This is a genomic window from Pontibacter pamirensis, from assembly GCF_010015475.1.
GTDB classification, from domain to species: Bacteria; Bacteroidota; Bacteroidia; order Cytophagales; family Hymenobacteraceae; genus Pontibacter; species Pontibacter pamirensis.
Map to the genome: position 1 here is coordinate 47,904 of NZ_SSNI01000010.1, position 26,369 is coordinate 74,272.

General features: G+C 49.2%; 19 protein-coding genes. 8 read left to right on the forward strand and 11 right to left on the reverse strand.

From position 1 onward, the window contains the following. Positions 1-377: 377 nt before the first annotated feature. A complete protein-coding gene (locus E1919_RS10445; RefSeq protein WP_162053338.1) occupies positions 378-3,713 on the reverse strand; it encodes a UTP--glucose-1-phosphate uridylyltransferase in 3,336 nt (1,111 codons plus the stop codon). Positions 3,714-3,921: 208 nt separating this feature from the next. Beyond that, the gene (locus E1919_RS10450; protein WP_162053339.1) at positions 3,922-4,872 is read right to left on the reverse strand and encodes a UTP--glucose-1-phosphate uridylyltransferase; all 951 of its coding nucleotides are present in this window, start codon (positions 4,870-4,872) and stop codon (positions 3,922-3,924) included. Between the two features lie 638 nt (positions 4,873-5,510). Here E1919_RS10450 and E1919_RS10455 point away from each other — a divergent pair. The 5 genes from E1919_RS10455 (at position 5,511) to araA (ending at position 12,300) form a co-directional block, all read left to right on the forward strand. Further along, a complete protein-coding gene (locus tag E1919_RS10455; RefSeq protein ID WP_162053340.1) occupies positions 5,511-6,221 on the forward strand; it encodes an NUDIX hydrolase in 711 nt (236 codons plus the stop codon). An 89-nt stretch (positions 6,222-6,310) separates the two neighbouring features. After that, the gene (locus E1919_RS10460; protein WP_162053341.1) at positions 6,311-8,044 is read left to right on the forward strand and encodes a ribulokinase; all 1,734 of its coding nucleotides are present in this window, start codon (positions 6,311-6,313) and stop codon (positions 8,042-8,044) included. A gap of 3 nt (positions 8,045-8,047) precedes the next feature. Further along, the gene (locus E1919_RS10465) at positions 8,048-8,746 is read left to right on the forward strand and encodes an L-ribulose-5-phosphate 4-epimerase (protein WP_162053342.1); all 699 of its coding nucleotides are present in this window, start codon (positions 8,048-8,050) and stop codon (positions 8,744-8,746) included. Positions 8,747-8,834: 88 nt separating this feature from the next. Continuing rightward, on the forward strand, positions 8,835-10,709 hold the full coding sequence (locus tag E1919_RS10470) for a sodium/sugar symporter (protein ID WP_162053343.1): 1,875 nt from the start codon (positions 8,835-8,837) through the stop codon (positions 10,707-10,709). Positions 10,710-10,797: 88 nt separating this feature from the next. Next, a complete protein-coding gene (araA, locus tag E1919_RS10475) occupies positions 10,798-12,300 on the forward strand; it encodes an L-arabinose isomerase (RefSeq protein ID WP_162053344.1) in 1,503 nt (500 codons plus the stop codon). Positions 12,301-12,448: 148 nt separating this feature from the next. On the opposite strand, the gene E1919_RS10480 is transcribed toward araA, so the two are convergent. The 3 genes from E1919_RS10480 to E1919_RS10490 all read right to left on the reverse strand — a co-directional run bounded on the left by E1919_RS10480 (position 12,449) and on the right by E1919_RS10490 (position 14,967). Next, a complete protein-coding gene (locus E1919_RS10480) occupies positions 12,449-13,126 on the reverse strand; it encodes an HAD family hydrolase (RefSeq protein WP_162053345.1) in 678 nt (225 codons plus the stop codon). Positions 13,127-13,168: 42 nt separating this feature from the next. Further along, a complete protein-coding gene (locus E1919_RS10485; protein WP_162053346.1) occupies positions 13,169-14,005 on the reverse strand; it encodes an MBL fold metallo-hydrolase in 837 nt (278 codons plus the stop codon). A 122-nt stretch (positions 14,006-14,127) separates the two neighbouring features. Next, positions 14,128-14,967, reverse strand: a complete 840-nt coding sequence (locus E1919_RS10490) for a metallophosphoesterase (RefSeq protein ID WP_237144240.1) — start codon at positions 14,965-14,967, stop codon at positions 14,128-14,130. Positions 14,968-15,435: 468 nt separating this feature from the next. Here E1919_RS10490 and E1919_RS10495 point away from each other — a divergent pair, with 468 nt between their 5' ends. The 3 genes from E1919_RS10495 to E1919_RS10505 all read left to right on the forward strand — a co-directional run bounded on the left by E1919_RS10495 (position 15,436) and on the right by E1919_RS10505 (position 18,808). Beyond that, positions 15,436-15,687, forward strand: a complete 252-nt coding sequence (locus E1919_RS10495; protein WP_162053348.1) for a hypothetical protein — start codon at positions 15,436-15,438, stop codon at positions 15,685-15,687. 249 nt (positions 15,688-15,936) lie between these two features. Further along, positions 15,937-17,415, forward strand: coding sequence for a M14 family metallopeptidase (locus E1919_RS10500; protein ID WP_237144242.1), 1,479 nt, complete (start codon positions 15,937-15,939; stop codon positions 17,413-17,415). A 160-nt stretch (positions 17,416-17,575) separates the two neighbouring features. After that, complete coding sequence (locus E1919_RS10505) at positions 17,576-18,808, forward strand: nucleoside recognition domain-containing protein (protein WP_162053349.1); 1,233 nt, start codon at positions 17,576-17,578, stop codon at positions 18,806-18,808. Positions 18,809-19,188: 380 nt separating this feature from the next. Here the strand turns inward: E1919_RS10505 and E1919_RS10510 are convergent, their stop codons facing one another. The 6 genes from E1919_RS10510 to E1919_RS10535 form a co-directional block, all read right to left on the reverse strand. Continuing rightward, a complete protein-coding gene (locus tag E1919_RS10510) occupies positions 19,189-20,370 on the reverse strand; it encodes a C40 family peptidase (RefSeq protein ID WP_162053350.1) in 1,182 nt (393 codons plus the stop codon). Positions 20,371-20,432: 62 nt separating this feature from the next. Beyond that, entirely contained in the window at positions 20,433-21,692 is a 1,260-nt protein-coding gene (locus E1919_RS10515; protein WP_162053351.1) for a DUF819 family protein, read from the reverse strand. Between the two features lie 81 nt (positions 21,693-21,773). Then, entirely contained in the window at positions 21,774-22,847 is a 1,074-nt protein-coding gene (locus tag E1919_RS10520) for an aminotransferase class I/II-fold pyridoxal phosphate-dependent enzyme (protein ID WP_162053352.1), read from the reverse strand. Continuing rightward, positions 22,840-23,859 carry a dipeptide epimerase gene (locus E1919_RS10525; protein ID WP_162053416.1) on the reverse strand — a complete coding sequence of 340 codons (1,020 nt, stop codon included), beginning with the start codon at positions 23,857-23,859 and terminating at the stop codon, positions 22,840-22,842. The genes E1919_RS10520 and E1919_RS10525 overlap by 8 nt, the downstream gene beginning before the upstream one ends. A 93-nt stretch (positions 23,860-23,952) precedes the next feature. Beyond that, a complete protein-coding gene (locus E1919_RS10530) occupies positions 23,953-25,308 on the reverse strand; it encodes a D-alanyl-D-alanine carboxypeptidase/D-alanyl-D-alanine-endopeptidase (RefSeq protein ID WP_237144244.1) in 1,356 nt (451 codons plus the stop codon). A gap of 21 nt (positions 25,309-25,329) precedes the next feature. Next, entirely contained in the window at positions 25,330-26,307 is a 978-nt protein-coding gene (locus E1919_RS10535; RefSeq protein ID WP_162053353.1) for an N-acetylmuramoyl-L-alanine amidase, read from the reverse strand. Positions 26,308-26,369: the final 62 nt, after the last annotated feature.

A 26,369-nucleotide genomic window follows, 5' to 3' on the forward strand; every position in this document is an offset into this window, starting at 1 on the left:
CGACAGGTTTAAAACATCAACAGCCTCACAAAACTGGTTTTGTGAGGCTGTTGATGTTTTGTGGCTACTCTTACTCGCTGCTCATAAAACTCCTAGCAGTCACCCGCTGTGCAGTCAAAAAACAATTTAATCAAACAGCTGTTCCATATCAGATAAATAAACTTTTAAAATATGGATCCTTTTAAAATAATTAAATTTTTGGCCATTCCGGCGGCCGTGGTTGTACTTGGTTACCGGGTTGTGCTATTAATGAAAGAGTCAAACAGTTAAGAAGGTGGGAGTTTAACGACTCCCACCTTTGTTTTTCCCTTCTCAGATGTTTTGTATACAATAAATAACGATCAGAAAATAAAGCTCAGAAAGATTCAAATGCTTTATTAAGCAAAAGTACCCAGTGAAGCAACATAGGCCTTACTCCCATCCGTTACCCACGAGTCCAGCTGCGCAGGGTCTTTCATTTGCTGCCCCCTGTACCTTGGCACAGCTATATACCCGCACTTCACATCAGCTAAGGCTGACATATCGCTCCAAAGCTTTTCAATTTGCGCTACCGGGTAAATGTCCTCCTGCCCGTGCCCCCAGCGGTATTTTACATCTTTAATGGTTACATAGGTCGGTATACGTTGCGCTACGCTCCTTACGGCTTTTGCCAGCTGCGCCTCGTCCCCTTTTTGTAGATCCTTGCGTGTCAGGCCGAAAAGCTTCAACAGCGGATCTATTTGTATCCAGGTGGTCATGGAGTTGTAGTAGCTCAGGTTCAGCTCGTCTTCCTCGCGCGGTTGCGCCAGGCCTTCCAGCAAGCGCACATAGCCGTTCACAAGGGCCAGCCCGCCTCCCCTGTCCTCGATGCGGCGGGGCACCACTTCAAAGGTCAGCGCGTTTTCTGACTCCAAGTGATAACCCAAGGCCGCCGGGTTCACATCGGCACCCAGGGTGTCGATGTTGTGCAGCATAATAGTTTCTAGTTGCGGCTGCTCCAGCAGGAGTTTCGCCAGCGTGCCGTTGCGCAGCAGGTTTGACACCTCGTACCAGTGGCCGAGCGGCGAGAAGCGCTGGGCGGCAATGTTATCCACGTAATCGGTTCCTTCTCCCTTCGATTTGGCCCAGTTGATCATGCTCTGCCGCACAGCATCCCGCACCTTCTGCTTATTCTCATCCAGCGTTTCCTGCGGCATTTCTTCCCACATAAAACGCAGGTCGCGCTCCATCGGCACAAAACGCTGGCCAATAGAACGCCCTTCAGATAAGTAAATTGAACCGTCGTAGCCGAAGTTCTGTGTCTTCTCCAGTTGCTTTTGAATGGGTGCCTGCGTCAGGTAACTGGTAGCTACTATATGGGGAATATTGGCGTCGTACTTTTCTGCTACCTTTCGGGTCTTGGCCATGTGAATTTCAAGGAAGCTGCGATGCTCCCCTTCAATTTCCACAAACGGATTAAGGGCTTTTATCACACCGGCTCCTTTGGTCCACCTGCTTCCTACTCCGGCTGCCAGGCTCATCACGGCTACTTTGCCTGTCTTAACGGCTTCTTCACCTGTCTTTTTAGTAGGGCTTAGCTCCTCCAGTTGCACAATATCTTCAGGCCGTACATCCTCTATAGATGTTTCAGCAGCCAAACGGTTGCGCGACAAACCGATGCGGCCTTTTTGCAGTTCCTCCCGTATGTCTTCGTGCTGTATATAGTCGAAGCCGTTTTCTTTTTTTATCTGGTCTGCTTTCTCGTTTTCCACGCTGCGGTTGCCCTGCGAAGACGGGTCCGAAACTTTAAACAAGTTGCTGACGATGGTGCGAAGCAGCGGGTAAGCCAAGTTGTTTTTCTCGCAGTAAGTCGTAAATAAATCGATTTCAGCGCGGCGGATGTATGAAACGGTAGTCGGGTCTTTTCGAACCAGTTCTGACACATGAATGGCATAATACTGCTCCGGCATCAGCGCCTCGTTTCCTTCATGCAGTGTCGACCAGGTACCTTTTGGGTTGATGCTCCAGTTATACACCACCGGTTCCATGGCAAAGGGCAGCGAGTCCGATAACTCATGCTTTGTTTGACGGAGGATATCCAATACGCCTGTCTTGTATTCCTCGTGCCGTTCCGGGTTCACAAACATACCCATACCACCGCCGGACATACCGCCCAGCATTAGGAATCCATAATAGTCCTCCCCAAAAGCCTTCTTTGCTTTGGCGATGATCTGCTCGGTAAAATATGTGGAGGCCCAGGGTATAATCGTTTTGATGGGCTGCTCCCAGTTAAGAGCAGTGTTGGCGCCTAACTTACGGATATCCCCCTCCCGGATGGCTCCTAAGATATTATCAAATATCTTGTTTGTCTGCTGCCGTGCCGCCCACTCCCGCTCCCCTCTGAGAAGGTATTTCTCTGTTACCATCTCCAGGATAGGCCCTACATTAGAGGCCATACCCCCGTGCATCAGCACCAGCGAATTGATGATTTTCTCTGCAATCTCCGGATGCACTTCTTCGCCCTGCAGCACGCGATGGCGCGGCAGCAGTGTACCCCGGCTGATGCCATACTCTGGATCGCCTTCCTGCGCAAAAGTGCCCTGTATGGCTTTTATACCCGGCCATACACCACCAGAATCCTGCCAACCGCCGCCAGAGCCTCCAATCCACTCGCCAAGTATAGCGCGTGAAGCTACCAAACGTCTTTCGCTCTCCTCCAGCCCTCCCTCCAGCTTCTGTGTCTGGCCAGTGGCGCGCATGAGTAAGCTGATGATGGAACCCAAAAGGTTAGTAGAAACGGCAAAGCGGGAGCCTTTCGGGATATCGTTTACTTTGGTTACCAACTCGATGCCCATACCCGGTGCCACAATGCGGGCCAAAATATCAGGCAGGGACTGATTTGTTCCCTCAAAAGATGGCGGAATAAGCCCGGACGCAATAACGCCGGCTTTCACCAGGCTCAGGTAGTCGTTTCCGAAGTTGAACAGGTCTGCCAGATCGTGTATGTCTTTTGTCGTGTTCAGGTCGATACTCGTCAGGCGCAGCACCGGCTCCGGAATAACACGCACATAACTATGCAGCGGCGGCCGGATATCCTTGTCACGGCCAAAAACGCCTAGGTTGATGGACACATTGATGACGCGCGCGCCTTCAGGGTAATCCATCCCCAAGAAAAAGATATCGGACCAGCCGCTGTGAGTCAGGTCCATGCGCACGGAAGTGTGCTCGTGCAGGATCGGGTAAAAGAGGGAGTTGTCCTGCCGCTCCAGCAGCTTCGGGTGGATCCGGATGGGGTGCTCCTCCTGGTGCCCTACCCGGAACATCCACTGGTTTCCTTTGCTGGAACGCACACTTTTCCGCACCTGGTCCGCCAGAATCTGGAACGACAACTGGTGGTAAGCATCAGCCAGGGCGCTGAAAAGAGCGGCATTCGCTCCCTGCTTATCCAGTTCCTGCAGAAAAGTAGCAATGGCATGCTCGAAGCGCCGGGCCAGCAGGTCCTCAAAACCGGTATAGGAAATTTTCCCAACGGCAGGCGTTTCTTTTGCTTCCATCAGGAAAAACCGGAAACCAGCATACAGAAAGAGAATAGCTCTTACCTTCTCATACAGGTTAGGAGTAGTTTTCCGGAAAGTGTCCAGTTCGCGCAGGGCCGCCAGCAGTTCCCTTGCAGACAGCTTCTGGCTTATCTCAAAAAAGGAGCGGTTGCGTTCGGCGGCATCCGAAGAAGTGATAATTTGGATAAAGATGTTCATGTTGCTTTGTTCTCGCAGCACTATATGGCCCGCTTATGCAGGATAGCAGCAGGCAGATTTATTTTTTGATTCAGGTGCGGATAGTCTGTAGTTTACTGAAAAGCCTTTTACCCACCCCTGCCCCTCCGAGTAGGGGAATTTCTACAGTTGTAATATATTCCCCTACTCGGAGGGGCAGAGGTGGGTAAATCAGTCCGCAGTTTGTTTTCTAACTAGACTTCCGGCTGTTGGCTTCGGCCAGCAAATCCACCATGGACGTCAGTGTCTCGTCGTGTGCCTGCCCTGCCAGTCCCAGGGCGATCTGCGCCTGCAACCAACCAAGCTTTTTGCTCAGGTCATAGCGGTTGCCCTTTACTTCCTGGGCTAGGAATTTGTCCGTTTCGGCGAGTTCCTGCAGCGCTGGCGTCAGCAGGATGTTGCTGCCATCACGGGCGACATGCTTCTCCAGTATATCGAAAATAATAGGCGTAAACACGTGCATCCCGAAAAAGCATAGGTAATAGCCTACGCGCAAGCCTGGCGTTTGCAACTCCAGTTCCGCCACACTCAGAGAGGGTTTCTCTATGATATTGTCTATCTGGTAAACGCCTGCTTTGCCAGCCATTTGTTTCCCGGTAAGCGTGCCGTAGCGGCCTATCTGGTGCTCGATAGTTGGATTTACCGCCGATACTGAGCAGTTCTCCTGCGAGGCAAGTTCTACTAACTGGGCAGCACACCGTTTCTGAAGCAGGTTAGACACATACAGGTAATCGCCTAAAAGCAGCAGGAAAGGCTCGTTGTTTACAAATTCGCGGGCGCAGTATACGGCATGCCCATACCCTAAAGGTTCCTCTTGCTCTGCAAACTCAATACGGCTCAGCAGTTGATCTATTTTTTCAGCTTCTTCTTTTGCCCAATCCACACCTTTAAAAGACTTCACCAGGTTATCACGCAAAGAAGCAAAAGCGCTGATGTAACGCTCCCCGTCTCCCGGAGCACAGATCACACAAAGCTCTTCAATACCACTGGAAAAGGCTTCTTCTGCAATAATTTGAATAACCGGTTTATGAAGCCCGTCTACATCGATGATCGGAAGCATGGCTTTCTGAATAGTATCGGCAACAGGGTATAACCTCTCGCCACGGGCAGCCGCGGTGATGACAGCTTTTTTGATTTTCATGTTTTATAGGTGATGTTCCAGAACTTAAAGATATTCTTAATTTAGAGAAGATGCGTACTTGAATGTGCTGTTCCCTGAAAATTTCAATTGTTTAAACAACCTATACCAATGCGGCCACTTAACTGCCAGAATAACACCTTCGCAATCTAATTCTGTTACCACACCTTATAAAAAACAGTGTAGTTTGCCGCACAGAGCAAATGAACGGGCAGCTTCTAATATTATTTTTAAATTATATTTGGGAGTGCGATAGAGAACTCTCTCCCTCCGCTCCATTTAAAACATAGTTATGGTCGTAGCCGCTGCCCTCTATCTGGTCCACGCGCGCTTATTGCCTGAGACTCTCTGAAGTCTATTCATTTTGACTGCAAGGAAAGGCAGAAAGCTACCTGAACCTAAACAAAGAGACACTCTGTACCTTAACAACCAACAAGACTTCTGTAGCAGGAGGAGAAAGCAAGCCTGAACAGGAATAGACCCAGCAACTGTGTTCCTTTAAGAGTCTTCATCACACATGTTATAAGGAGAAGCAGCCGGCTACCGTTTTCATTTGTAAACTTTATAACTATATTGTCAATAATTTCTTAAACATGAATTGTTGGTGCATACGAAGCATCATTTAGGAAAAAAGTTTATACATGATCAAATACTTAGGCCAGACGAGACTATTGGTTGCCGTCGATTGTATCATTTTTGGGTTTGATGGTGAGCATTACAAACTCTTACTTATACAGCGAGGCTTTGCGCCGGAAAAAAAGCACTGGAGCTTGATGGGTGGCTTTGTTCAGCCTAATGAGAGCCTGAAAAAAGCTGCCGACCGTATCCTGAAGCAATTAACCGGTCTGGAAAATGTGTACATGGAGCAACTACACACCTTCGGAGAGCCTAATCGCGACCCAGTGGAACGAACCATTGCCGTTACTTACTTTGCCCTGGTAGATATACAGAAGTATGAAAAGCAGCTCAGCAAAGAGTATCATGCGGAGTGGTTCTCTTTAAATGAGATGCCGGAGCTTATTTTTGATCACAACGAAATGGTGGAAATGGCCAAGAACAGGCTCCGTTATAAAGCTGCGCTGCACCCTATCCTGTTCGAACTCTTACCTGAAAAGTTCACCTTCCCGCAACTACAGGCACTTTACGAAGGGCTTTATGACACGAACTTTGACAAAAGAAACTTCAACCGTAAACTTTTATCTACCGGCTTGTTTGTGAAGCAACAGGAAAAAGACAAGGAAAACTCTAAAAAAGGGGCTTTTTATTACAAACTGGACCAGCATAAGTACCTGGATGATTTCCAGGCCTTCCTCAAATTTATCCCTAATCCGGAAAAATTCCTGACTTCTTGATACGCTTGAAATAACAGATTAAGGCGACAAGTTTTTTATTTCGCATTTTAAGTGTTAATTTGACACAATTATATATAAAGCTAAGCATTGTGACAAAAGACTTATATGTTATCGGGGTAGATTACGGCACTGATTCCGTACGCTCTGTACTTGTAAATGCCCTGAACGGGCAGGAAGTTTCCTCTTCGGTTTACTATTACCCCCGTTGGAAAAAGGGGGATTACTGTGTAGCTGAGAAGCAACAGTTCCGGCAGCACCCACTGGATTATGTGGAAGGACTGGAGCAGACAGTTAAGGACTGCCTCGCCCAGGCCGGAGACAAAGTGCCGGCCTCCGCCATAAAAGGCATTTCTGTCGACACCACCGGTTCTACCCCTGTGGCCGTAGATAAAACGGGTACTCCCCTTGCGTTGCTCCCTGAATTCGAAAGTAACCCCAACGCCATGTTCATCCTCTGGAAAGACCATACGTCTGTGAAGGAAGCAGAGCAAATTAATGCGCATGCCGTTGGATTCGACACCAACTATCTGCAGTATGTGGGCGGTGTCTACTCTTCCGAATGGTTTTGGGCAAAATTGCTGCACATTCTGCGGGTGGATGAGCAGGTGCGCAACGCCTGCTACTCCTGGGTGGAGCATTGCGATTGGATGACTTTCCTGCTGATGGGCGGCAACGATGTGATGCAGATGAAGCGCAGCGTGTGTGCTGCCGGCCACAAGGCCCTTTGGGCAAAAGAATTTGGAGGGCTGCCGCCGGAGGAGTTCTTTTCTTCCCTGGACCCGCTTCTGCAAGGGTTCACCGACAGGCTTTTCAAAGATGCCTACCCTTCCGACCAGCCTGCCGGCAAACTGAGCCAGGAATGGGCAGACAGACTGGGCCTTTCTACGGATGTAGTGGTGGGCGTAGGCGCATTCGACGCACACATGGGCGCTGTGGGAGGCCAAATTGAGCCATACTACCTCAGCAAAGTAATGGGCACCTCTACCTGCGACATGCTGGTAGCCCCTACAGAAGAAGTGGCAGACACGCTGGTGCGTGGTATCTGCGGCCAGGTACCTGGTTCGGTTATTCCGGGCATGATGGGCCTCGAAGCGGGTCAGTCTGCCTTCGGCGATACCTATGCCTGGTTTAGGAAGCTACTGCTGTGGCCGGTGCAAAGTCTTCTCTCCCAATCTCAGATTATTTCCCCAGAAACAGCCGAGGCACTTGTACAGGAAATATCTGATAAAATTATACCTGAGCTGACTAAACAGGCAGAGCAACTGCCGCTCTCCGAAGAGGGCGAGTTTGCCATAGACTGGTTTAACGGCCGCCGCACACCTGATGCCAACCAGGTGCTGAAAGGCGCTATCTTTGGTTTAGGTTTGGGAAGTGATGCGCCACGCGTATTCAGAGCCTTGGTAGAAGCTACCTGCTTTGGCGCGAAAAGTATAGTAGACCGCTTTAAAGAGCAGGGAATTCCGGTGAAGGGGCTGATTGGCATGGGCGGTGTGGCCCGAAAATCACCGTTTATCATGCAGATGATGGCAGACGTAATGGACATGCCAATTCGTATTCACCGTTCAGAGCAGACCTGTGCCATTGGAGCCGCCATGTTTGCCGCCACCGCTGCCGGTATTTACCCGCGCGTGGAGGCTGCCATGGCTGCCATGGGTCAAGGCTTTGATGCGGAGTATACACCGAACCCGGAGCGCACGAAGATTTATGCGGAACGATACCTCCAGTACCAGGCCCACGGTGCTTTGGTTGAGCAGGAGACAGTGCTTGAGAAGCCAGCGCCAACAGACGTGCAGGAAAAAGTTGTAAGACAGAATCCATCTTAAATCATGAGCAAGTACAGACATATACAGGAAGAAGCATATGAGGCTAACATGCAGCTGCCAAAGCTGGGCCTTGTGCTCTTCACCTTCGGAAACGTAAGCGCCGCCGACAGAGAACAGGGCGTATTCGCCATCAAACCAAGCGGTGTGCCTTACGAGGACCTTACTGTAGACAGCATGGTAATTGTTGATTTCGACGGTAACACCGTGGAGGGAAAACTACGTCCATCTTCCGACACCAAAACACACGCGGTGCTTTACAAGCACTGGGAGAAAATTGGAGGTATTGTGCATACCCACTCCACCTATGCCACTTCCTGGGCACAGGCGCAGCGCGACATTCCAATTTACGGCACCACGCACGCCGACCATAACACCGTAGACATCCCCTGCGCCCCGCCTATGAGCGACGAGATGATACAGGGTAACTATGAGTATGAAACCGGTTTCCAGATAATGAATTACCTGAAGGAAAAGGGCATGAACTACGAAGAAGTGGAGATGGTGCTGGTAGGCAACCATGCACCCTTTACCTGGGGCAAAACAGCCAAAAAGGCGGTGTACAATAGTGCTGTGGTAGAAGAGGTGGCCCGCATGGCCTACCTGACAGAGCAAATCAGGGGAGATGTGCCGCGCTTACAGGGTTCGCTTATTAAGAAGCACTATGAGCGCAAGCACGGACCGGACTCCTACTACGGTCAGTAGCAGGTTTCTTTCATAATATATAGCATAAGTATATTCCTGAAAAATATAATTCTATTATATTGAGGGCTCTAAACTAAACCATCATTAAATGACCGTCGGATTCTCTACACTTGATTATGTAATCTTCATCGTGTACGCTATCATCATTCTTTTTATGGGACTGTGGGTATCGCGTACAAAAGAAGGTACTGAAAAAACTGCCCAGGAGTACTTCCTGGCAGATAAATCCCTTACCTGGTGGGCAGTAGGTGCCTCTCTTATCGCCGCCAACATTTCTGCTGAGCACTTTATCGGAACCTCCGGTTCCGGCTATGCCATCGGCCTTGCCATCTCTGCCTATGAGTGGCTGGCAGCTGTTGCCCTTATTATTGTGGCAAAATACTTCCTGCCTGTTTTCATTGAAAGGGGCATTTACACGATGCCGCAATTCCTGAACGAACGTTTCAACCGGGGCGTGAGTACGGCATTCGCTGTTTTCTGGCTGCTGGTGTACGTGTTCGTGAACCTTACATCTGTGAGTTACCTTGGTGCCCTTGCACTGGAGCAGATGATGGGTGTTCCGCTTGTATACGGCATTATCGGGGTGTTACTTTTCTCCGGAATCTACTCCATCTACGGAGGACTGGAGGCAGTAGCCTGGACAGACGTAGTACAGGTGGTGGTACTGATTGGCGGGGGCCTTGTTACTACGTTCCTGGCACTGGACGCTGTAGGAGCCGGAGAAGGAATTTTTGCAGGTCTGGGAAATCTTTATGAGAGCGCCCGCGAACACTTTACCCTTATTGTTCCGGAAGGACACATTATGGTGCCGGATGGGGACGGGGGCCTAAGAGATGCCTTCAAAGACCTTCCGGGTGTAGCTGTGATTGTGGGAGCCATGTGGGCCACTAACCTGGGTTACTGGGGCTTTAACCAGTACATCATTCAGAAGGGCCTTGCAGCCAAAAGTATAAACGAAGCGAAGCGGGGCCTTCTCTTTGCCGGTTACCTGAAAATTCTAATGCCTTTTATTGTGGTTATACCTGGTATAGCTGCTTATGTGTTGATTAATGAGTATTCTCCTGAACAACTGGCAGCGGTACTTAACACTACGCCAGAGGCAGTAGGCACTATACAGAAGTCAGACCAGGCTTACCCCTGGTTGCTGAAGAACTTTGTGCCATCAGGTGTGAGAGGTTTGGCCTTTGCCGCACTGGCCGCAGCCATCGTTTCTTCGCTTGCTTCTATGGTAAACAGTACCTCTACCATTTTCACAATGGACATTTACCGCCCTTACTTTAAGCCGGATGCAACAGGCCGTCAACTGGTAAGAGCAGGTAGGATTGTGGCAGTTGTTGCACTCTTTATTGCCATGACCGTGGCTCCTCAGTTAAGTTCGCTTGACCAGGTGTTCCAGTACATACAGGAATATACTGGTTATATTTATCCGGGTGTGCTGGTGGTGTTTGGTATGGGACTGTTCTGGACGCAGATTACGCCTAACGCAGCCCTTTGGACTGCCATTGCTACCATTCCGGCTGGTATCCTCTTTAAGATTACAGCTCCTGATATGCCGTTCCTGATGCGTATGGGGTATGTGTTCATCATCCTCTGCGTTATCGCCTCTGTTATCTCCTTTATGGAGAAGGGCCATAAGGTAAGCGTTGCGCTTCCTGAGCCGGCAAGGCAGCGAAAAATTGCCGGGTTCTCTTACTTCTTCCTCGCACTAGGTGTTATTACATTGATAGGAACTGCGGTGCTTGTTGGAGAATACAGCTACATAGGAATAGAGTCTGCTTACTTCCTTGGTGTTTTCTTTATTATGCTGGGCATCATTCTTTACACGAATGCTAAAATGACAGTAGCCGACAAAAAAGCCATTGTTTCGGACCCTGTGCTGTTTAATACAGGAACACCGTTCAACATAGGCGCAGCCGGTATCATACTCATCATCGGTCTGCTTTACTACTTCTTCTGGTACTAAGCAAATAACTTAAGAAGGCGTTGCACGTTTCTGTAGCAACGCCTTCTTTTTGATTTTAAACATTATTGTATAAAACACACTTAATCATATGATAGATCTTAAAAAATTCGAAATCTGGTTCGTGACGGGCAGCCAGCATTTGTATGGGGAAGAAACCCTGCGCCAGGTGGCAGAACACTCGCAGCAGATTGCCGATGGCTTAGGCCAGGCGGGTCAGGTTCCGGTAAGCGTTGTTTTTAAACCGGTTGTAAAAACGACAGAGGAAATTTACAGCATCTGCCAGGATGCGAACGTAGCGGAGAATTGTGTGGGCGTTGTAGCCTGGATGCACACCTTCTCCCCTGCCAAAATGTGGATTGGCGGCCTGAAAATCCTAAAAAAGCCACTCCTGCACCTGCACACGCAGTTTAACCGCGACATTCCGTGGAACTCCATCGACATGGATTTCATGAACCTGAACCAGAGTGCGCACGGCGACCGCGAATTTGGGTTTATGGTGTCCAGGATGCGCATCAACCGCAAAGTTGTGGTGGGCCATTGGGAAGAAGATTCGGTGCGGGAGCAGATTGGCGCCTGGAGCCGTGTAGCCTGCGGCTGGCACGACTGGCAGGGCGCTAAGTTTGCCCGCTTCGGCGACAACATGCGTTATGTAGCCGTAACTGAAGGCGACAAGGTAGAGGCTGAGATGAAGTTCGGCTTCTCTGTGAACACATATGGCATCGGTGACCTTGTAAAAGTAATAAACGAGATCAGCGACCAGTCTGTGGATGCGCTGACGCAGGAGTATGAAGAGCGCTATACGGTGGTAGAAGCACTGCGCAAAGGCGGTGAGCAGTACCAGAACCTGCGCGATGCCGCTAAAATTGAGATTGGCCTGCGCACGTTCCTGGAGGAAGGCAACTTCAAAGGCTTTACGGATACTTTTGAAGACCTGCACGGCATGAAGCAGTTGCCAGGCATTGCAGCCCAGCGCCTGATGGGCCAGGGCTATGGCTTTGCCGGCGAAGGCGACTGGAAAACAGCCGCGTTGGTACGCGCCATGAAAGTAATGGGAAGCGGCCTGGAAGGCGGCAACGCGTTTATGGAAGACTATACTTACCACTTCGACCCAAACAACCAATTGGTGCTGGGCTCGCACATGCTGGAGATAGATGAATCTATTGCCAGCGGAAAGGCTTCCTGCGAAGTGCACCCGTTGGGCATCGGTGGCAAGGCTGATCCGGTGCGCCTGGTGTTCAATGTGGCCGGTGGTCCGGCACTTAATGCCTCCATCGTGGATATGGGCAACCGCTTCCGCCTGCTCGTGAATGAAGTAGAGGCCGTGGAGCCGCAGCATGACCTACCAAACCTGCCGGTGGCGCGTGTGCTCTGGAAACCATACCCAGATATGAAGACAGGCTGTGCCGCCTGGATACTGGCCGGAGGTGCCCACCATACCTGCTACAGCCAAAACCTGAGCTCAGAGCAGCTGCAGGATTTCGCTGACATAGCCGGTATAGAGTGCGTGACTATTGATAAGGAGACACGCCTGCGCCAGTTACAGAACGAGCTACGCTGGAGTGAAGTATACTACCAACTGAACAAAGGATAGAGACATACTCTTTTTATAAAAGAAGAAAGCAGGCCGTTCGGCCTGCTTTCTTCTTTTATGGGTAATCAAAAGACGCGCTACCCACTGCACGTCCCGGGATGGATTCCGGTGCCAGGTTCATATTAGTTGCCCTGGTACACCTTGCGCTTTACTTTTTGTTTTTATTAAAGAAATTTTTGATTAGCACATCTTCATAGTCTTGTATATAGCCCACCACATTATCGTACTGCTCAAAGTCTTCTTTGGGATGTGCTGTGGTGATAACAATGCATTTCATTCCAGCATTCTGTGCTGCCTCTACTCCTTTTGGCGCATCCTCAAACACAATGCAGTCTTCCGGAGCTATTCCTAGCTTTTCGGCAGCCTTCAGAAAAGTTTCCGGGTCTGGCTTGCTACTCTTCACGTCATCAGCGCTTACCAAAGCATCAAAATATTGCCGTATGCCTGTGTTATCGACAATAAAATCAATGTTATCGGCAATGGCAGCTGATGCAACAGCCATTTTAATGTTATGTGCGGCGGCTTCTGCCATGAAACTTTTCAGGCCGTTAATCAGCTCCAGGTGCGGTTTGTAAGCTTCCTGGTAATATCTTTCTTTTTTCACGGACAATTTATCCGCTTTTTCGTCTGAAAAATGGTCTTCGCCAAAAATGCGATTTAGTACCTCACGGTTCTTCCCATACATCTGCACTTTCACCTCATCCCAGGTTAAATCAGCGCCTAAGTCATTTGTCAGTATCTGATGCCATGCTTCGGCATGATAGTGCATATCATCAATTATGGTTCCGTTCAAATCAAACAGGAACGCTTTCGTAGTATCTTTCATTTGTTTTCTATTTTAATATTGTCAGAGCCGGTTGCTTCTGGTTTATACGGGAAGGTCAAATAAGCTGGTTTGTGTTCCGTGTCTCACTATGGCTTTTGAAGGAGCCCCCTCAGCATATACAACATTGTAAACCGGTGTTTCCTCAAAACGGGATGCAACGACAACCTCAGTTCCATGGGAGTGTGTGGTAAACAGTTTCTTCACCAGATTAGGGCAATTATTGTCTTTTGAAAGGTGAGAAAGCAGCACATGGCTCATAAAAGAAGGTTTGTAGGCAGCAAACAGCGCAAGAGCCTGCCTGTTGGAAAGATGCCCTTTCCCTCCTCTAATCCGTTTCTTGAGATAATAGGGGTAATGCCCCCGGTCCAGCAGTTCGTCATCATAGTTGGCTTCCAGAAAGGCCGCATGGCACTGCCCGAAATGAGATATGAGCTGATCGCAGGGTGCTCCAATATCTGTAAATACGCCAATCTTTATACCCTGGCAATCCACCACAAAACTGTGCGGGTCTGCGGCATCGTGGTATTTAGGGAAAGCTGTAACAGAGAGTTTGCCGATTTGCATCGGCTCATGGGCCTGAAAAGACTGCACAGAAACTCCGTCGAAACTTAGCCTGCACCCTTGCAGTGTACCGGGGGTAATGTAGACCGGCAGCTGGTATTTCTTTGCCAGCACCGGAATGCCTTTGATGTGATCGGAGTGCTCGTGCGAAACGAATATTGCCTTCACCTTGCTCATAGAAAGCCCCAGGCGCTTCATCCGCTTTTCTGTTTCGCGGCAGGAAATACCCGCATCCACTAAAATGGCCTCTCTCCCGTTCCCGATATAATAGCAGTTCCCGTTGCTACCAGAGTTCAATGATGTAATAGACAATTGCATAAGGCTGCAAAGTAACCACATTTCAGCCTGTTATTCAACCTGCTGCAGCGTTTAATACCGGTAGATTGTTTTTTATACGCTTCATTCGTTCCACGGGAAAACCTCAAGAAACTGTCACCCTTTTAAACATGATAATTAAAAAGTATTATCTCCGACCTTGCATCAAAGCGCAAAGGAATAGTAGACGTACCAAAGCCTTTCGACACATAGAGGTAAGGTGCGCTGGCGTTATACCAGCCATTTACATAGTCACCAGACATACCGGGTAACACCGGTACATAGCCTGGTAGCCTTATCTGTCCGCCGTGTGTATGTCCTGCAAAGATATAGCGGATATTCAGCTGCTCAGAAACGCGACGTTCCTTGTTTATCTCCGCCATCTTCTCTTTAACAGCTTCCTGCTGAAGCGGACTATGAATAAGCAGCAAATGGTGCTCTTCACGTCCTATCTCCTTCACTGCAGCCTTAAAACGGCTATCACCTTCAATAAAATCGTCTAAACCGGTCACCATGATGCGGGTGTCTCGGACAGTGTATGCTTTCGATTTGTTGACCAGTAAATCAACATGATGCTTTTCATAGGCAGCCTTTACATGCTGTAGGCTTCTGTCTGCCTTGTAGTCGTTGTTTCCGGGAATAGCTACTTTCGTTGTATGCCGATGGAGCAGACTCAAAAATTCATCCATAGGCTCCACCTTACCAGTGGAGTCAAGCGTGTCGCCTGTAATTATGATAAGGTCTGGCTGAAGTTCGTTTACCTTTGCCGCCAATCTGTGGTACTGGGGAAGTAAAAATTGCCTGATGTGCAAGTCCGTCAGCAGGACAAGCTTAAGTTTTTTGCTGCCTCCCTTATTCCCGATATTAAACACTTTCACTTTAAAAAAGTACTTCTCCAGGATTAAAGCGTCCAGTAGCAGCAGGCCGGTTGCACCCGCTGCCAAGGTTCCTAAAATCCATTTCATATTATTCCGAATCATGTATACTTATTGTTAATCGTAACCTTATACTTCCCGGCTAAACAACATGTTCCCTCCATACATGTTAAGCCATAGGATAAGAAAGGGGTTGTAAGAAGCAAAAGCAGTGGGAAGTTGTTTGCAGTATAGCTTTTTCAGCCACTGAGAAACAGGTCTCATGCTGGCCCGTGATATAGCCTCACCTAAAGAATACATGAGAGAATATTACTTGTCAAAACCAAAGGATAACCAATATTCAACTTTTTATATTCATACGCGTAAAACACTTACACTCTAAACCTTAGCGATAGTGAGTTGAATTTCCTGCCCCACAGGCTCTCCTCATGCTATTAAGGTTCCAGCAGCTTACCTCTTTTATCAGTACAAATTAACATTTATATAATAGCATACATTTTTTAGTTTAAAGTAGCTTTTTGACCTTTATCTTATTAGCACTAAAAGTAAATCGCTGTCATGGACCTAACTGACTTTCATTTCATGACCTCAGACGTAAGAGCAGAAGCAGTCTGGGTATATGGCACTTTCCTGGCTATACGGTCAGAGGCAGACTATTATGTGGCGCTCTACCACATGGGGAATTTCTTTGTTGAAGTGTGGTATAATCCTGTTGCCGGCACACTTGCCTGCACCACTGGCTTTAGAAGCGGGGAAAAGCTGGAACCGTACCTGCAGATGATAGATATATCAGAGGCCGTGACCGCTTAACTCCTCATCTACATTCAAACGTGCTCCTTACACTCAGCATAAGCGCCATACTTCCTGCAGCTTCACAAAATCCGCTCACTTTCTCGCCATTGCCATACGGCATACAAAAACCAGCAGCCACGCTCCAAGTCTACCTCCTACTTTAACCATACATACCTCATACATATAAAAGATTTGAATTGCTGCTGCGTTAACCAGGCATCTTTACTAACTTGTCGTAAAATAGAGCCATTTAAAAACCTGTGGCTGATGCAAAGATTCTTAATTCTCATACTCCTGTTCATGACACTTTTCGAAGCGCAGTGCCAGACAATTCCCAGTACCGAAGTAGCGCAGCAAGCTTTTAAACAGCATTCGACTTACAAAGAACCCGCTATTCAGAACCGGAGGTTTAAGCACCAGGATATTGTGCCGCTTCTGGAGAAACTGAAGCAGCACCCGCTGTTTGAGGTGGAGGTAGTTGGCAAGTCCGTGGAAGAGCGTGATTTGTACCTGGTGAAAGCTGGTACAGGTGAAATCAAGGTCATGCTCTGGTCCCAGATGCATGGTGATGAGTCCACTGCTACTATGGCGCTGTTTGATCTTTTCAATTTCCTGCAGCAGTCTGATCAACTAGACCCTGTCCGGCAGCAGATTCTTCAGAATCTGACGCTTTACATCGTGCCCATGCTGAACCCGGACGGTGCAGAGCAATTCAAACGCAGGAACGCACTGCAACTAGATCTGAACAGGGATGCACTGCGCTTGCAAAGCCCGGAAGCACAGTTGCTTAAAAGCCTACGCGACAGCCTTAACCCTGAGTTCGGATTTAATTTGCACGACCAGAGCCGCCACTATACGGTTGGCACCACCTCCAAACCCGCTACCATTTCATTTCTCGCTCCCGCTTTTGATCATGCCCAAACCGTAAACACCGTCCGCGACCGGGCCATGCGCACCATTGTAGGCATGAACGAAGCGTTGCAGCAACTGATACCGGGGCAGGTGGCCAAGTACTCTGATGAGCACGAGCCACGGGCCTTTGGCGACAATATACAGAAATGGGGCACCAGTGTTATCCTGATTGAATCTGGCGGATACCAGGACGACCCGGAAAAGCAGCTCATCCGCCAGCTCAATTTTGCATCTATCGTTTCTGCGCTGCACCTGATTGCAGAAAACGGCTATACCAATTATGCCTTAGAAGATTATTACAGGATACCAGAAAACGAGCGCTACCTGTACGATGTAGTGGTGCGGAACGTGCGTTATGAAGACAACAACATGAACATTCTCCTTGACTTTGGGATCATCCGCGATGAGGTACCCTCTCCTAACGACAAAGGCTTCTATCACCGCAGCAGTGTACAGGAGATTGGTGACATGAGCGTTTTCTACGGCTATGAGGATATCGACGGTAAAGGCCTGACACTGGTGCCGGGCAAGGTATACAGCAAACCCTTCAAAAGCATTGCAGCCCTGACACCGGAGCGAACCCGGGAGTTGCTATTAGATGGCTATACCACCGTACGGGTAGAGAAACTGTCTTCCGCCAATATTACTCCTTCTGACTTGCCACTGAATGTAACAGCCCTGAACAGCAAGATCAACCATACACTCCGGCTGGAAGGCGGTGCTAACTTTGTACTAAAAGGTGCTGACGGCAAAGTGAAATATGCTATCGTGAATGGTTTTGTATACAACCTGCAAGGTGACAAACCCGCTCTTTTTCATGGCCTGGTGCTATAACCATGAAGTTTTACAGCATCGCCTTTCACCTGACATGAGGTGAAATGAACGCAGTGATAAAAACTACATCAACCACTGGCTATACTTCTAAAGCCGGTGGTTTTTTTATGATGGATGGCTTTGTATCTTACAGGCTCATTCCATACCGATCTAAATTTGCATGGTTCTTAATTATCTGTGGGCAGGTTTCTTCCTGATTGCTTTTTGCATTGCTTTATTTCAGCTTATCTTTTTTCAGAATACCGGTATTTTTCAGGAGCTTGTCACCAGCACGTTCGATAATGCCAAACTTGGCTTTGAAATATCGCTGGGCCTCACCGGCGTGATGACGCTGTGGCTCGGCTTGATGAAGGTTGGTGAGCGCGGAGGCATCATCGCCATTTTTGCGAAAATAGTAGGCCCCTTCTTTAACCGCCTGTTTCCTGACATCCCGAGAAACCACCCTGTGTTTGGCTCCATCCTGATGAACTTTTCCGCCAATATGCTGGGCTTGGACAATGCCGCCACGCCGCTCGGCCTGAAAGCAATGAAGGAAATGCAGGAACTGAATCCCAGTGAAGACACCGCTTCCAATCCCCAGATCATGTTCCTGGTGCTAAACACTTCCGGCCTGACCATTATCCCTATCAGCATCATGGTGTTCCGGGCGCAACTGGGAGCCGCCGACCCCTCTGATATTTTTATCCCGATTCTGCTGGCCACCTTTTTCTCTACTATGTCAGGTTTGCTGGCCGTGACGTTTTACCAGCGCATCAACCTGTTGAACCCAGTCATACTGGCGTACCTGGGCACCCTGGGGCTGTTAATTGGCGGACTAATTTACTACTTCAGCACTATTCCGCAGGAGCAGATCAGCGTCATCTCTATGGTTGCCAGTAACGTGATTCTGTTCTCCATCATTGTCTCTTTTATCACGCTGGCCTTAATCCGGAAGGTAAATGTGTACGAAGCTTTTATTGAAGGCGCAAAAGAAGGATTCTCCGTTGCCATCACCATCATACCTTACTTAGTTGCCATTCTCGTAGCCATAGGAGTTTTTCGAGCCTCGGGCGCGTTGGATTTGCTAGTAGATGGATTAGGCTTTCTTATTGCCGCAGCAGGCTTGAATACTGACTTTGTCCCGGCCTTACCGGTTGCGTTTATGAAGCCTCTGAGTGGTAGCGGAGCGCGAGGTATGATGGTGGAAGCCATGAATACTTACGGCGTAGATTCTTTTGTGGGACGCCTGGCTGCCTCTATTCAAGGTTCTACAGAAACGACCTTTTATGTGCTGGCTGTCTACTTTGGCTCTGTAGGTGTCCGGAAAACAAGGTATGCGCTTACCTGCGGCCTTATAGCAGACTTAGCGGGCGTTATTGCCGCCATCTTTATAGCTTATCTGTTCTTTCATTAAGAAGACTATGCTATGAACATGACACAAGTTTAACATAGACAAGCCCTATACATTACCCTTTCTTCAAGTTTTCAACTTGGAGCATGGGAGATTTGCATTTTGATTGTAGCCGTTAAGAAAAGGCAACCAACGGGGACAAGGATGTCCCCCGGCAGAAAACTTCCAGACATGGATGTCTGGAAGAGCAGCAGAGCAGCAGTTGCTGACCTGGCGCGGGAATCCATCCCGTGACGTGCAGTGGGTGAGAGTCTCCAGACTCGCTTAGGCCATTGTCCTTGTATCAACCTGAGGAGGATTAATAATCCGAATGAGTACGTTTATTTGCAGGTCACTCACAAATTCATTTGCAGGACAACAGGAACGAAAAGCTTTGAACAAGCCTACTCATAAAGCGAAGCAGTGCGGAGATCTAGCGTTTCCTTTGGAGAAACGCGCTTTGCCCGCAGGAAGCGCTTCAACTCACTCTCTTCAAAATTCTGAGAGGCTGGGTTCATACTGCTGACACGCACTTTTCCGGAAGAATGGATAAACTCCTGATCGCCGCCAATCCACATGCCCACATGCACCACGCGCTCTGCCTTACCGTCTTTGGCAGGCACACCAAAAAACAGTAAATCACCGGGGCGCATGTTCTCCCAGCCTTCTGAGGTATCCACAAGTTCGCCTAAGTGCACCTGCTGCGAAGCATCGCGCGGTAACACCAGCCCATTCATGAAATATACTGTTTTGGTAAAACCACTGCAGTCTACACCTTTGAAAGAGGTACCACCCCATAGGTATGGCAGCCCGAGGAGTCCCTTGCTTGTCTGTACCAGGTTCTCTTCTGTTGGCTGGCGGCTGGACACCCAATCTTTATACCTGATGGCGCTGCTAACCGGCACATACCCTATACGCCCGTCCGGAAAAGCAACTTTGTAAAAATCCTGCGCCTGCTCCTCTAACAACATCACATCGCCATACACCAGGTCAGAAACGGTAGCTCCTGCAGCATCTGGCGTTGCATAGGCAAATCCGTAAGGGTTGGTGTAAAGTAGTTTACTGCCATCTTGCCAATTATTGAAACTGCTACTGTTCATAAGCGTAATCCCTCCTTCATCTACCCAAGCTAAATACTTATCCGGCGTCTGCACCAGGTACCAGCTACCGTCTTTTTTCCAGACCTGAAGCGGTGTACCCATAGTAGCCTGCGTAGCCAGCTCCGCTGAATGCTTGGGCTGAGAGCGCAGGTTAGCCACCGAAATGGTAACAACTGCCTGATGCTCTCCTCCCAGTTCTGCCTCTGGCAGCACCTGTATGCTATCCACATAGGGTAGATTTGCTACCTGAAGCTGCTTCAGCAAAGCTTCTTTCGCCTCGGGCATATTAGTCTCACCACGAAGCACACTGCCATGCTGCTCCACCTGGAACAATGCTACACGCTTATCAGGCGCATACTGCTGGCGTACAGCATCCACGTGAGGCTGTAAGGCACCCGCCTCCGGAGCTGAAGTTTGCAGCGTGGTACTGCAGGCAGCACATGATATCAGAAAGGATAACAGAAGTATAAATGGACTCTTTTGCATGAGTAACGGGAGTAGGTATAACGCTTAAACGAATTCTTTGGGGTATGCAGTTCATTCTTCAACTATGGGGCCACCATCTGCATCAGTATACCGCATAGATAGGCAGCGTAAGTTCCAATAGCATACCCGAAAATAGCCAGGAGCACACCAACCGGAGCCAGCGCAGGATGAAAAGCACTAGCGATGATGGGCGCAGATGCCGCGCCTCCAATGTTCGCCTCACTTCCCACCGCCAGGAAAAAGAAGGGTGCTCTGATAAGCCTTCCAACTATGACCAACAAAATTAAATGAATGATAACCCAGATAAAGCCGATCAGGAACAGGCCGGGCTGGCTTACAATAGCGGTGATGTCCATTTGCATGCCAATGGTGGCCACCAGCAGGTACAGGAAAACTGAACCAATACGCGAGGCCCCTACTCCCTCCAACTCACGGGCTTTGGTAAAAGACAACAGCACACCCAGCGTGGTGGCGATAACTACCAGCCAGAAAAAGCCGGAGGTAAGGCTGAACTGCTCCAGGTAAGGCGCGTTTGTCTCAATCCAGGGGGCAATGATATCGGCAAAAAAATGTGAGATACCCGTAATGCCCAGGCCCACTCCTATCACCATCATGGTGTCAGGCATGGTGGGGATGCGCATGATGCTGAGCCTGTACTTCTCCACTTTCTCCTGCAGTTCGTTCACAGCAGTACTGTCTGCCTTAAAGAAGCGGTCCAGCTTTTCTGCTTTACCAGCTCCGAACAGCAACAATGCCAGCCATATATTTCCCACAATTACATCCACTGCTATCATGGCCGAGAACAGGTTCGGGTCAGGCTGAAACACTTCGAACATGGCCAGTTGGTTAGCACCACCTCCAATCCAGCTGCCTGCAATAGTGGCTAAGCCCCGCCATACTGCATTAGGTCCTGCCCCTCCTACTATATCAGGGGCAAAGGAAGATACAATCAGTATTGCCAATGGGCCACCAATCAGAATACCGAAGGTGCCGGTAATAAACATGACACCTGCCTTGTGCCGCAATTTCCAGATTTCTTTCAGATCAAGACTGACGGTGAACAACACCAAACTGGCTGGCAGCAGGTAGCGCGAAGCAACATGATATAGCCCCGACTGCTCCCCTGATATCACACCAAAAGAATTCAAAAGGCTCGGAAGCAGGTAGCACATCAATACAGAGGGTACTACGGAATAGAACTTCTTGAAAAAAGGGTGCTTGCTTGAAGATGTTTTGAAAACGAAAGCCAGAATCAATACTAAAATGCCTAATACAACGGCATCGTTGGTGATAAGAGGTGTTTGCTCAGAGACTTGCTCCATAAAGTTCTAATATCAGAAAAAGGGTAAAATTCCCGAGCCTAAGCTCGGATGCTATATTGTGAAAAACAGGCTTGTTCCGGCCTATGTGGGTGCAGAGCTAAAATTGTTGATGAGATCCGTCAGGCGCTGCAGGTCTTCCCGGGTATGCAGGCTGTTCAGGATAACACGCGTAATGGGTTCATGAGCAGGCGTTGGATAGCGGAAACTGGAAATCAGCACCTTATGCTGCTGCAGATATGCGCAGAGATCCTCTCTGTGCGTGCTAAAGACAGGATAATGGTCAAAGAAGTTAAACATTTCAGGCCGTTCGAGCCTTTCCTGAAAATAAGCAATGCTGTAGAACAACTTTTGCCGGGCCTCCACAAAAACCTTTTCGCAATGGTTGAAGGCATAAAGGTAAGCTGGTACGGCAGGCGAGGCTCCACCGAAGTATGGGCTAGCCTGCAGTTGTGCTATCAGCTGTCTATCTCCCAGAATAACGCCGGCCGGAATACCAAAAGCTTTTCCGAAGGAGCTTACCACTATCAGGCGTACATGCGGCATTTGTGGCAGTTGACTGTATATGCCGGCTCCGTTCACTCCGGTTACACCAAACCCATGGGAGTCGTCGATGAGGAGCGTAAACTGCTTTTCAGAGGGCAAAGCTGTTATCCAGCTGAAGGAGTAGTTACGGGCCTGCAGTGGGTCAAGCGAGTTACAGACAAGCACAATATGCTGCTCCGGCATAGCAGGCACCTCCTGTAGCAGCCATTCTACCCATTCCTCGAACTCCTGTGTTGCATCCGGCGCATCAGCAGGGCTGCGCCACACCGCCGGATGCGTACCGGGGGCATATAGAAAATGTCCGCTGCCATGCAAGGTCTGTATCAGCGTCTGGCCTGCCAGAAAGCCGGATGACATGGTTAAGGCTGCTTCTGCTCCGGTATAGGCAGCCAGGTAACTTTCAGCCTCCTCATATACCTTCAGCTGAAGATTAGAACGGCGGGAGCTGGAGTAGTTTGTACCGTACCGCAGCATCCCCTCCACCAGCCTCTCCCTGAATGCCTCGTTGCATGAGATGCCGAGGTACGAGGTTCCGCTGCAATACAGGTATTCTACACCATCTACCAATAGCGTGCGCCCCGGCAGATGGTCAGTATGTACATGATCAGACACAGGCAAGCAAGGTCGTTCCTGTTCCGTTTTCTGTGCTAAAGCTTACTTTGCCGTAATCAATCGTTACACCCGAAGCAATATCTTCACGCAACAACAGTGCACCATCCATGTCCACATAATCAAGCAATGGCAGCAGTTGAGCGATGGCCGATATACCGACCGTTGATTCCGTCATGCAGCCGACCATTACCTTCATGCCCAGCCGTTTGGCTTCGGCAATCATACGGCGGGCAGGTGTCAGGCCGCCGCATTTTACCAGCTTCACATTCACGCCATGGAAATGGCCGTGGCACTTCTTTACATCGGCCTCCGTAATGCAGCTTTCATCGGCAATTAGTGGCAACGCAGAGCGCTGGTACACTTCCTTCATGCCTTCCATATCATCGGCCTTCACAGGCTGCTCTATGAACTCCACCCCCAGTTCCTTCAGCTGATGTGAGTTTTCAATTGTTTCTGCCACTCCCCACGCACAGTTGGCGTCTACCCGAAACACGGCATCTGTGTGTTTGCGCAGTTCTTTCACTATGGCGACATCGTCCGGCGTACCTAACTTGATTTTATAGAGGGGCCATGGGCATTCCTGCAGCTTTTTCACCATGTTCTCCATAGTATCGATGCCGATGGTATAATCCGTGAGTGGCATATCTTTCGCTTCCAGCCCCCAAATTTTATACAGCGGCTTGCCCTGTATTTTACCGAATAGGTCGTTGGCAGCCATATCGAGGGCACAGAGCGCAAAGGGGTTATCCGACAACAAGGGCTGCATCTGCGCCCAGAATTCCTCAGGGGTGGTCAGGTCCACTGACTCAATCTGCTCCTGGATATTCTCCAGCGCTTGGGACATGTTTTCAATTGTGAAGCCGTAATAGGGATTGCTGGTGGCTTCGCCATACCCTTTATGCTGCCCCTGCTGCAACTCCACAATCAGGGTTTCCTGCACATCCCTAGAGTCGTAGGAGATGGTGAAGGTGTGTTTAAGCGGGAGATTGAAATCACGAATGGTTAGTTTCATCATAGTTCTGTTTGGGATAGGGAAAATATGCACTTTTATTTATATCTGCCACATCAGGCCTGATTAAACTTACAGTTACACCTCAATTCACCCTCAATACTTTTCATGCACTTCCGTCATGATACGCACCATCTCTTCGCGGATTTCGGAAGTTGGAACAGTATAATTGTTATTCATGAAACTAAAGAGCAGCATTTTGCCGCTTTTGGTGAAGATGTAGCCGCTCTGGTTGTGTACATGCGATAGTGTACCCGACTTACCGAACACGTAAGGAACATCAGCTTTATAGATATTGCGGAAGGTGCCTAACTGACCTCCGGTAGCCAAAAGCGGTAACAAACGGTCATCGGGCCGCTCCTGCCGCAGCTTCTGCAGCAGTGCAATAATGCTGCGCGGGGTAAACAGGTTCATGGTAGATAAGCCCGAACCATCCACCCACACCGGCTTATCCGGCAGGTCAGCTAAAAACGTCTCCAGCGCGTACTCAATGCCGCGCTCCACTGATAAGGTATCGGAGATAGCACCGGAGCATAAGGCCATAAGCTGCTCTGCCAGCAGGTTATCACTCACCTTCAGCATGCGCTTGTATACTGTATCAGCAGGCAAACCGTACAGCGTCTGAGCATCTGGCGGCACAGGCCGCTTCAGCCACTCCACGGGGCGCTCCAGGGTATCTGCCAGCAGTTGCACTGTCATTTCAGGCGATGTGATAAAAGGGACTTCTACTGAGAAATCATCTTCGGTGAGCTTCGGGTAAAATGTCAGGTCGTTTGTTCGCAACTCCCGCACAAAAGCGCCGCTCCGCGATACGCCTACAGTATCTGCTTTCACAAGCGGCTTGAACAAGGCAGGGGCAGTGGTATAGGGATTGGCTTCTTTCCGGGTGAATTTAATGATGTTGCCATGTATAGGAAACACGCTCCGCTCCGGCTGGTAGTAATAGTTATAGTCATCCCAGCCCCAGTTTACGGCGAAGGGCGTGCTGGTAAATGGCGCTTCTATATAATAAAGCTTCTCCGGCCGGTTCTTCAAAAAATCGTAGGCGATGGTGTTCTTCACATCCATATGGGTGAAGGTAGGGTCACCGGTTCCCCAGAACAGCAGCGAATCGCCCCGCACCGCATACTTCAGCGCCGGGATGGAATCTCCCAGCATCTTAAGGCAGGCGTAGAAGGTAAAAAGCTTTGTGTTAGAGGCAGGCACAAAGAACTTGTCAGCATTGTGCTCCACCACCATCTGGCCCAACTCCGGGTCATACAGCGCAAAACCAACAAAACGCTGCTTCAGCACCTCCGACTCCAGCACCTGCCTTTTGATTTCAGCCGGCCCATATGGGGCAGAGGTAACAGGTGTATGTTTAGGAGTACTACATGCCAGCAACAGGCAGGCGCACAGGCAAGAGAGAACGTACTGCCGGAGGCAGGAAAGTAAGGGTTTAGATGACATCATAGATTCTTTTGCAGCGAAGATTTAAAGGTACTTTTTGTAGAGGTTATACAGCACAATTTTATCCTGCTCTGTTAGTATAGGCGTGATGTCCGTCTGAATAAAATGCAGCTTAAAGGCGCGAATAGCTGCTTCCATATCCTCTACATCATACCCAATAATCCGAAGCGCCTCCTGCGGATTGAAATGCGCCGGATAAAATTCAGGCACCACGACTTCGGCACCGTCAAGCATGGTCGTACTGTCAACCGTGGCAGTGCTGTCAGGAGCAAGCGCAACAGCAGTCGTATCTGAAATAAGCGCAGTGACTGCTGTGTCAGAAACAAGCGTTGTGGCATGCAGGAAATAATCGTCCAGAACTTCTTCGTCATACCACAGGCCATACCCGTTTTCAGCAAGGCGCTTCCAGGGAAACGTCGGGTTCGGATCTACTTTTCGGACCGGCGCGATATCGGAGTGGCCGATAAAATTGGCTGCCGGGATGTGGTGTGTCTTCTTCAGAATTGCCAGCACTTTCAGCAGGCTGTTAATCTGCGCCTCCGTAAAAGGCTCCGCACCATTGTTGTCGAGTTCTATACCGATAGAGGAGGAATTCAAGTCGGTGTTGTTGCCCCATTTGCCGGAACCGGCGTGCCATGCCCGCAGGTAATCGTTCAGCATATGGTATACAGCGCCATCCTTTCCTATCACGTAATGGGCACTTACCTGTGTAGCAGGTTCAGTAAAAGTTTTCAAGGTTTCCTCAGTAGAATTCTGAGCGGTATGATGGATGACCACATAGTTTGGCCTGCGCATGCTGAAATTGGTGGTGCCTACCCAATAATCGCCCTGCTGCAGTGTTTCCTCTTGAGGGTTCAGCGCCGGATACGTGCGAAGCGCTCGCGTATACGCCTTCACCTGCTTTTTATGTGCCCGGTTCGTAACAGCATAAGGGTTAGATGAGCAGGAAGCCGCCATACCTGCCAGCAGCAGAAAAAGCAACTTGTGTGTATTCAGTCTCATAAAGTGTATTCTTGTTTTTCTAATATAAAAATAAACTTCTATGCCACCATCAGCTGGTTTAG

Coding starts and splice junctions, on each gene's coding strand:
- E1919_RS10445 (WP_162053338.1), bottom strand. CDS start 3,713: ATGAACATCTTTATCCAAATTATCACTTCTTCGGATGCCGCCGAACGC.
- E1919_RS10450 (WP_162053339.1), bottom strand. CDS start 4,872: ATGAAAATCAAAAAAGCTGTCATCACCGCGGCTGCCCGTGGCGAGAGG.
- E1919_RS10455 (WP_162053340.1), top strand. CDS start 5,511: ATGATCAAATACTTAGGCCAGACGAGACTATTGGTTGCCGTCGATTGT.
- E1919_RS10465 (WP_162053342.1), top strand. CDS start 8,048: ATGAGCAAGTACAGACATATACAGGAAGAAGCATATGAGGCTAACATG.
- E1919_RS10470 (WP_162053343.1), top strand. CDS start 8,835: ATGACCGTCGGATTCTCTACACTTGATTATGTAATCTTCATCGTGTAC.
- araA (WP_162053344.1), top strand. CDS start 10,798: ATGATAGATCTTAAAAAATTCGAAATCTGGTTCGTGACGGGCAGCCAG.
- E1919_RS10480 (WP_162053345.1), bottom strand. CDS start 13,126: ATGAAAGATACTACGAAAGCGTTCCTGTTTGATTTGAACGGAACCATA.
- E1919_RS10485 (WP_162053346.1), bottom strand. CDS start 14,005: ATGCAATTGTCTATTACATCATTGAACTCTGGTAGCAACGGGAACTGC.
- E1919_RS10490 (WP_237144240.1), bottom strand. CDS start 14,967: ATGAAATGGATTTTAGGAACCTTGGCAGCGGGTGCAACCGGCCTGCTG.
- E1919_RS10495 (WP_162053348.1), top strand. CDS start 15,436: ATGGACCTAACTGACTTTCATTTCATGACCTCAGACGTAAGAGCAGAA.
- E1919_RS10500 (WP_237144242.1), top strand. CDS start 15,937: ATGCAAAGATTCTTAATTCTCATACTCCTGTTCATGACACTTTTCGAA.
- E1919_RS10505 (WP_162053349.1), top strand. CDS start 17,576: ATGGTTCTTAATTATCTGTGGGCAGGTTTCTTCCTGATTGCTTTTTGC.
- E1919_RS10510 (WP_162053350.1), bottom strand. CDS start 20,370: ATGCAAAAGAGTCCATTTATACTTCTGTTATCCTTTCTGATATCATGT.
- E1919_RS10515 (WP_162053351.1), bottom strand. CDS start 21,692: ATGGAGCAAGTCTCTGAGCAAACACCTCTTATCACCAACGATGCCGTT.
- E1919_RS10525 (WP_162053416.1), bottom strand. CDS start 23,859: ATGAAACTAACCATTCGTGATTTCAATCTCCCGCTTAAACACACCTTC.
- E1919_RS10530 (WP_237144244.1), bottom strand. CDS start 25,308: ATGATGTCATCTAAACCCTTACTTTCCTGCCTCCGGCAGTACGTTCTC.
- E1919_RS10535 (WP_162053353.1), bottom strand. CDS start 26,307: ATGAGACTGAATACACACAAGTTGCTTTTTCTGCTGCTGGCAGGTATG.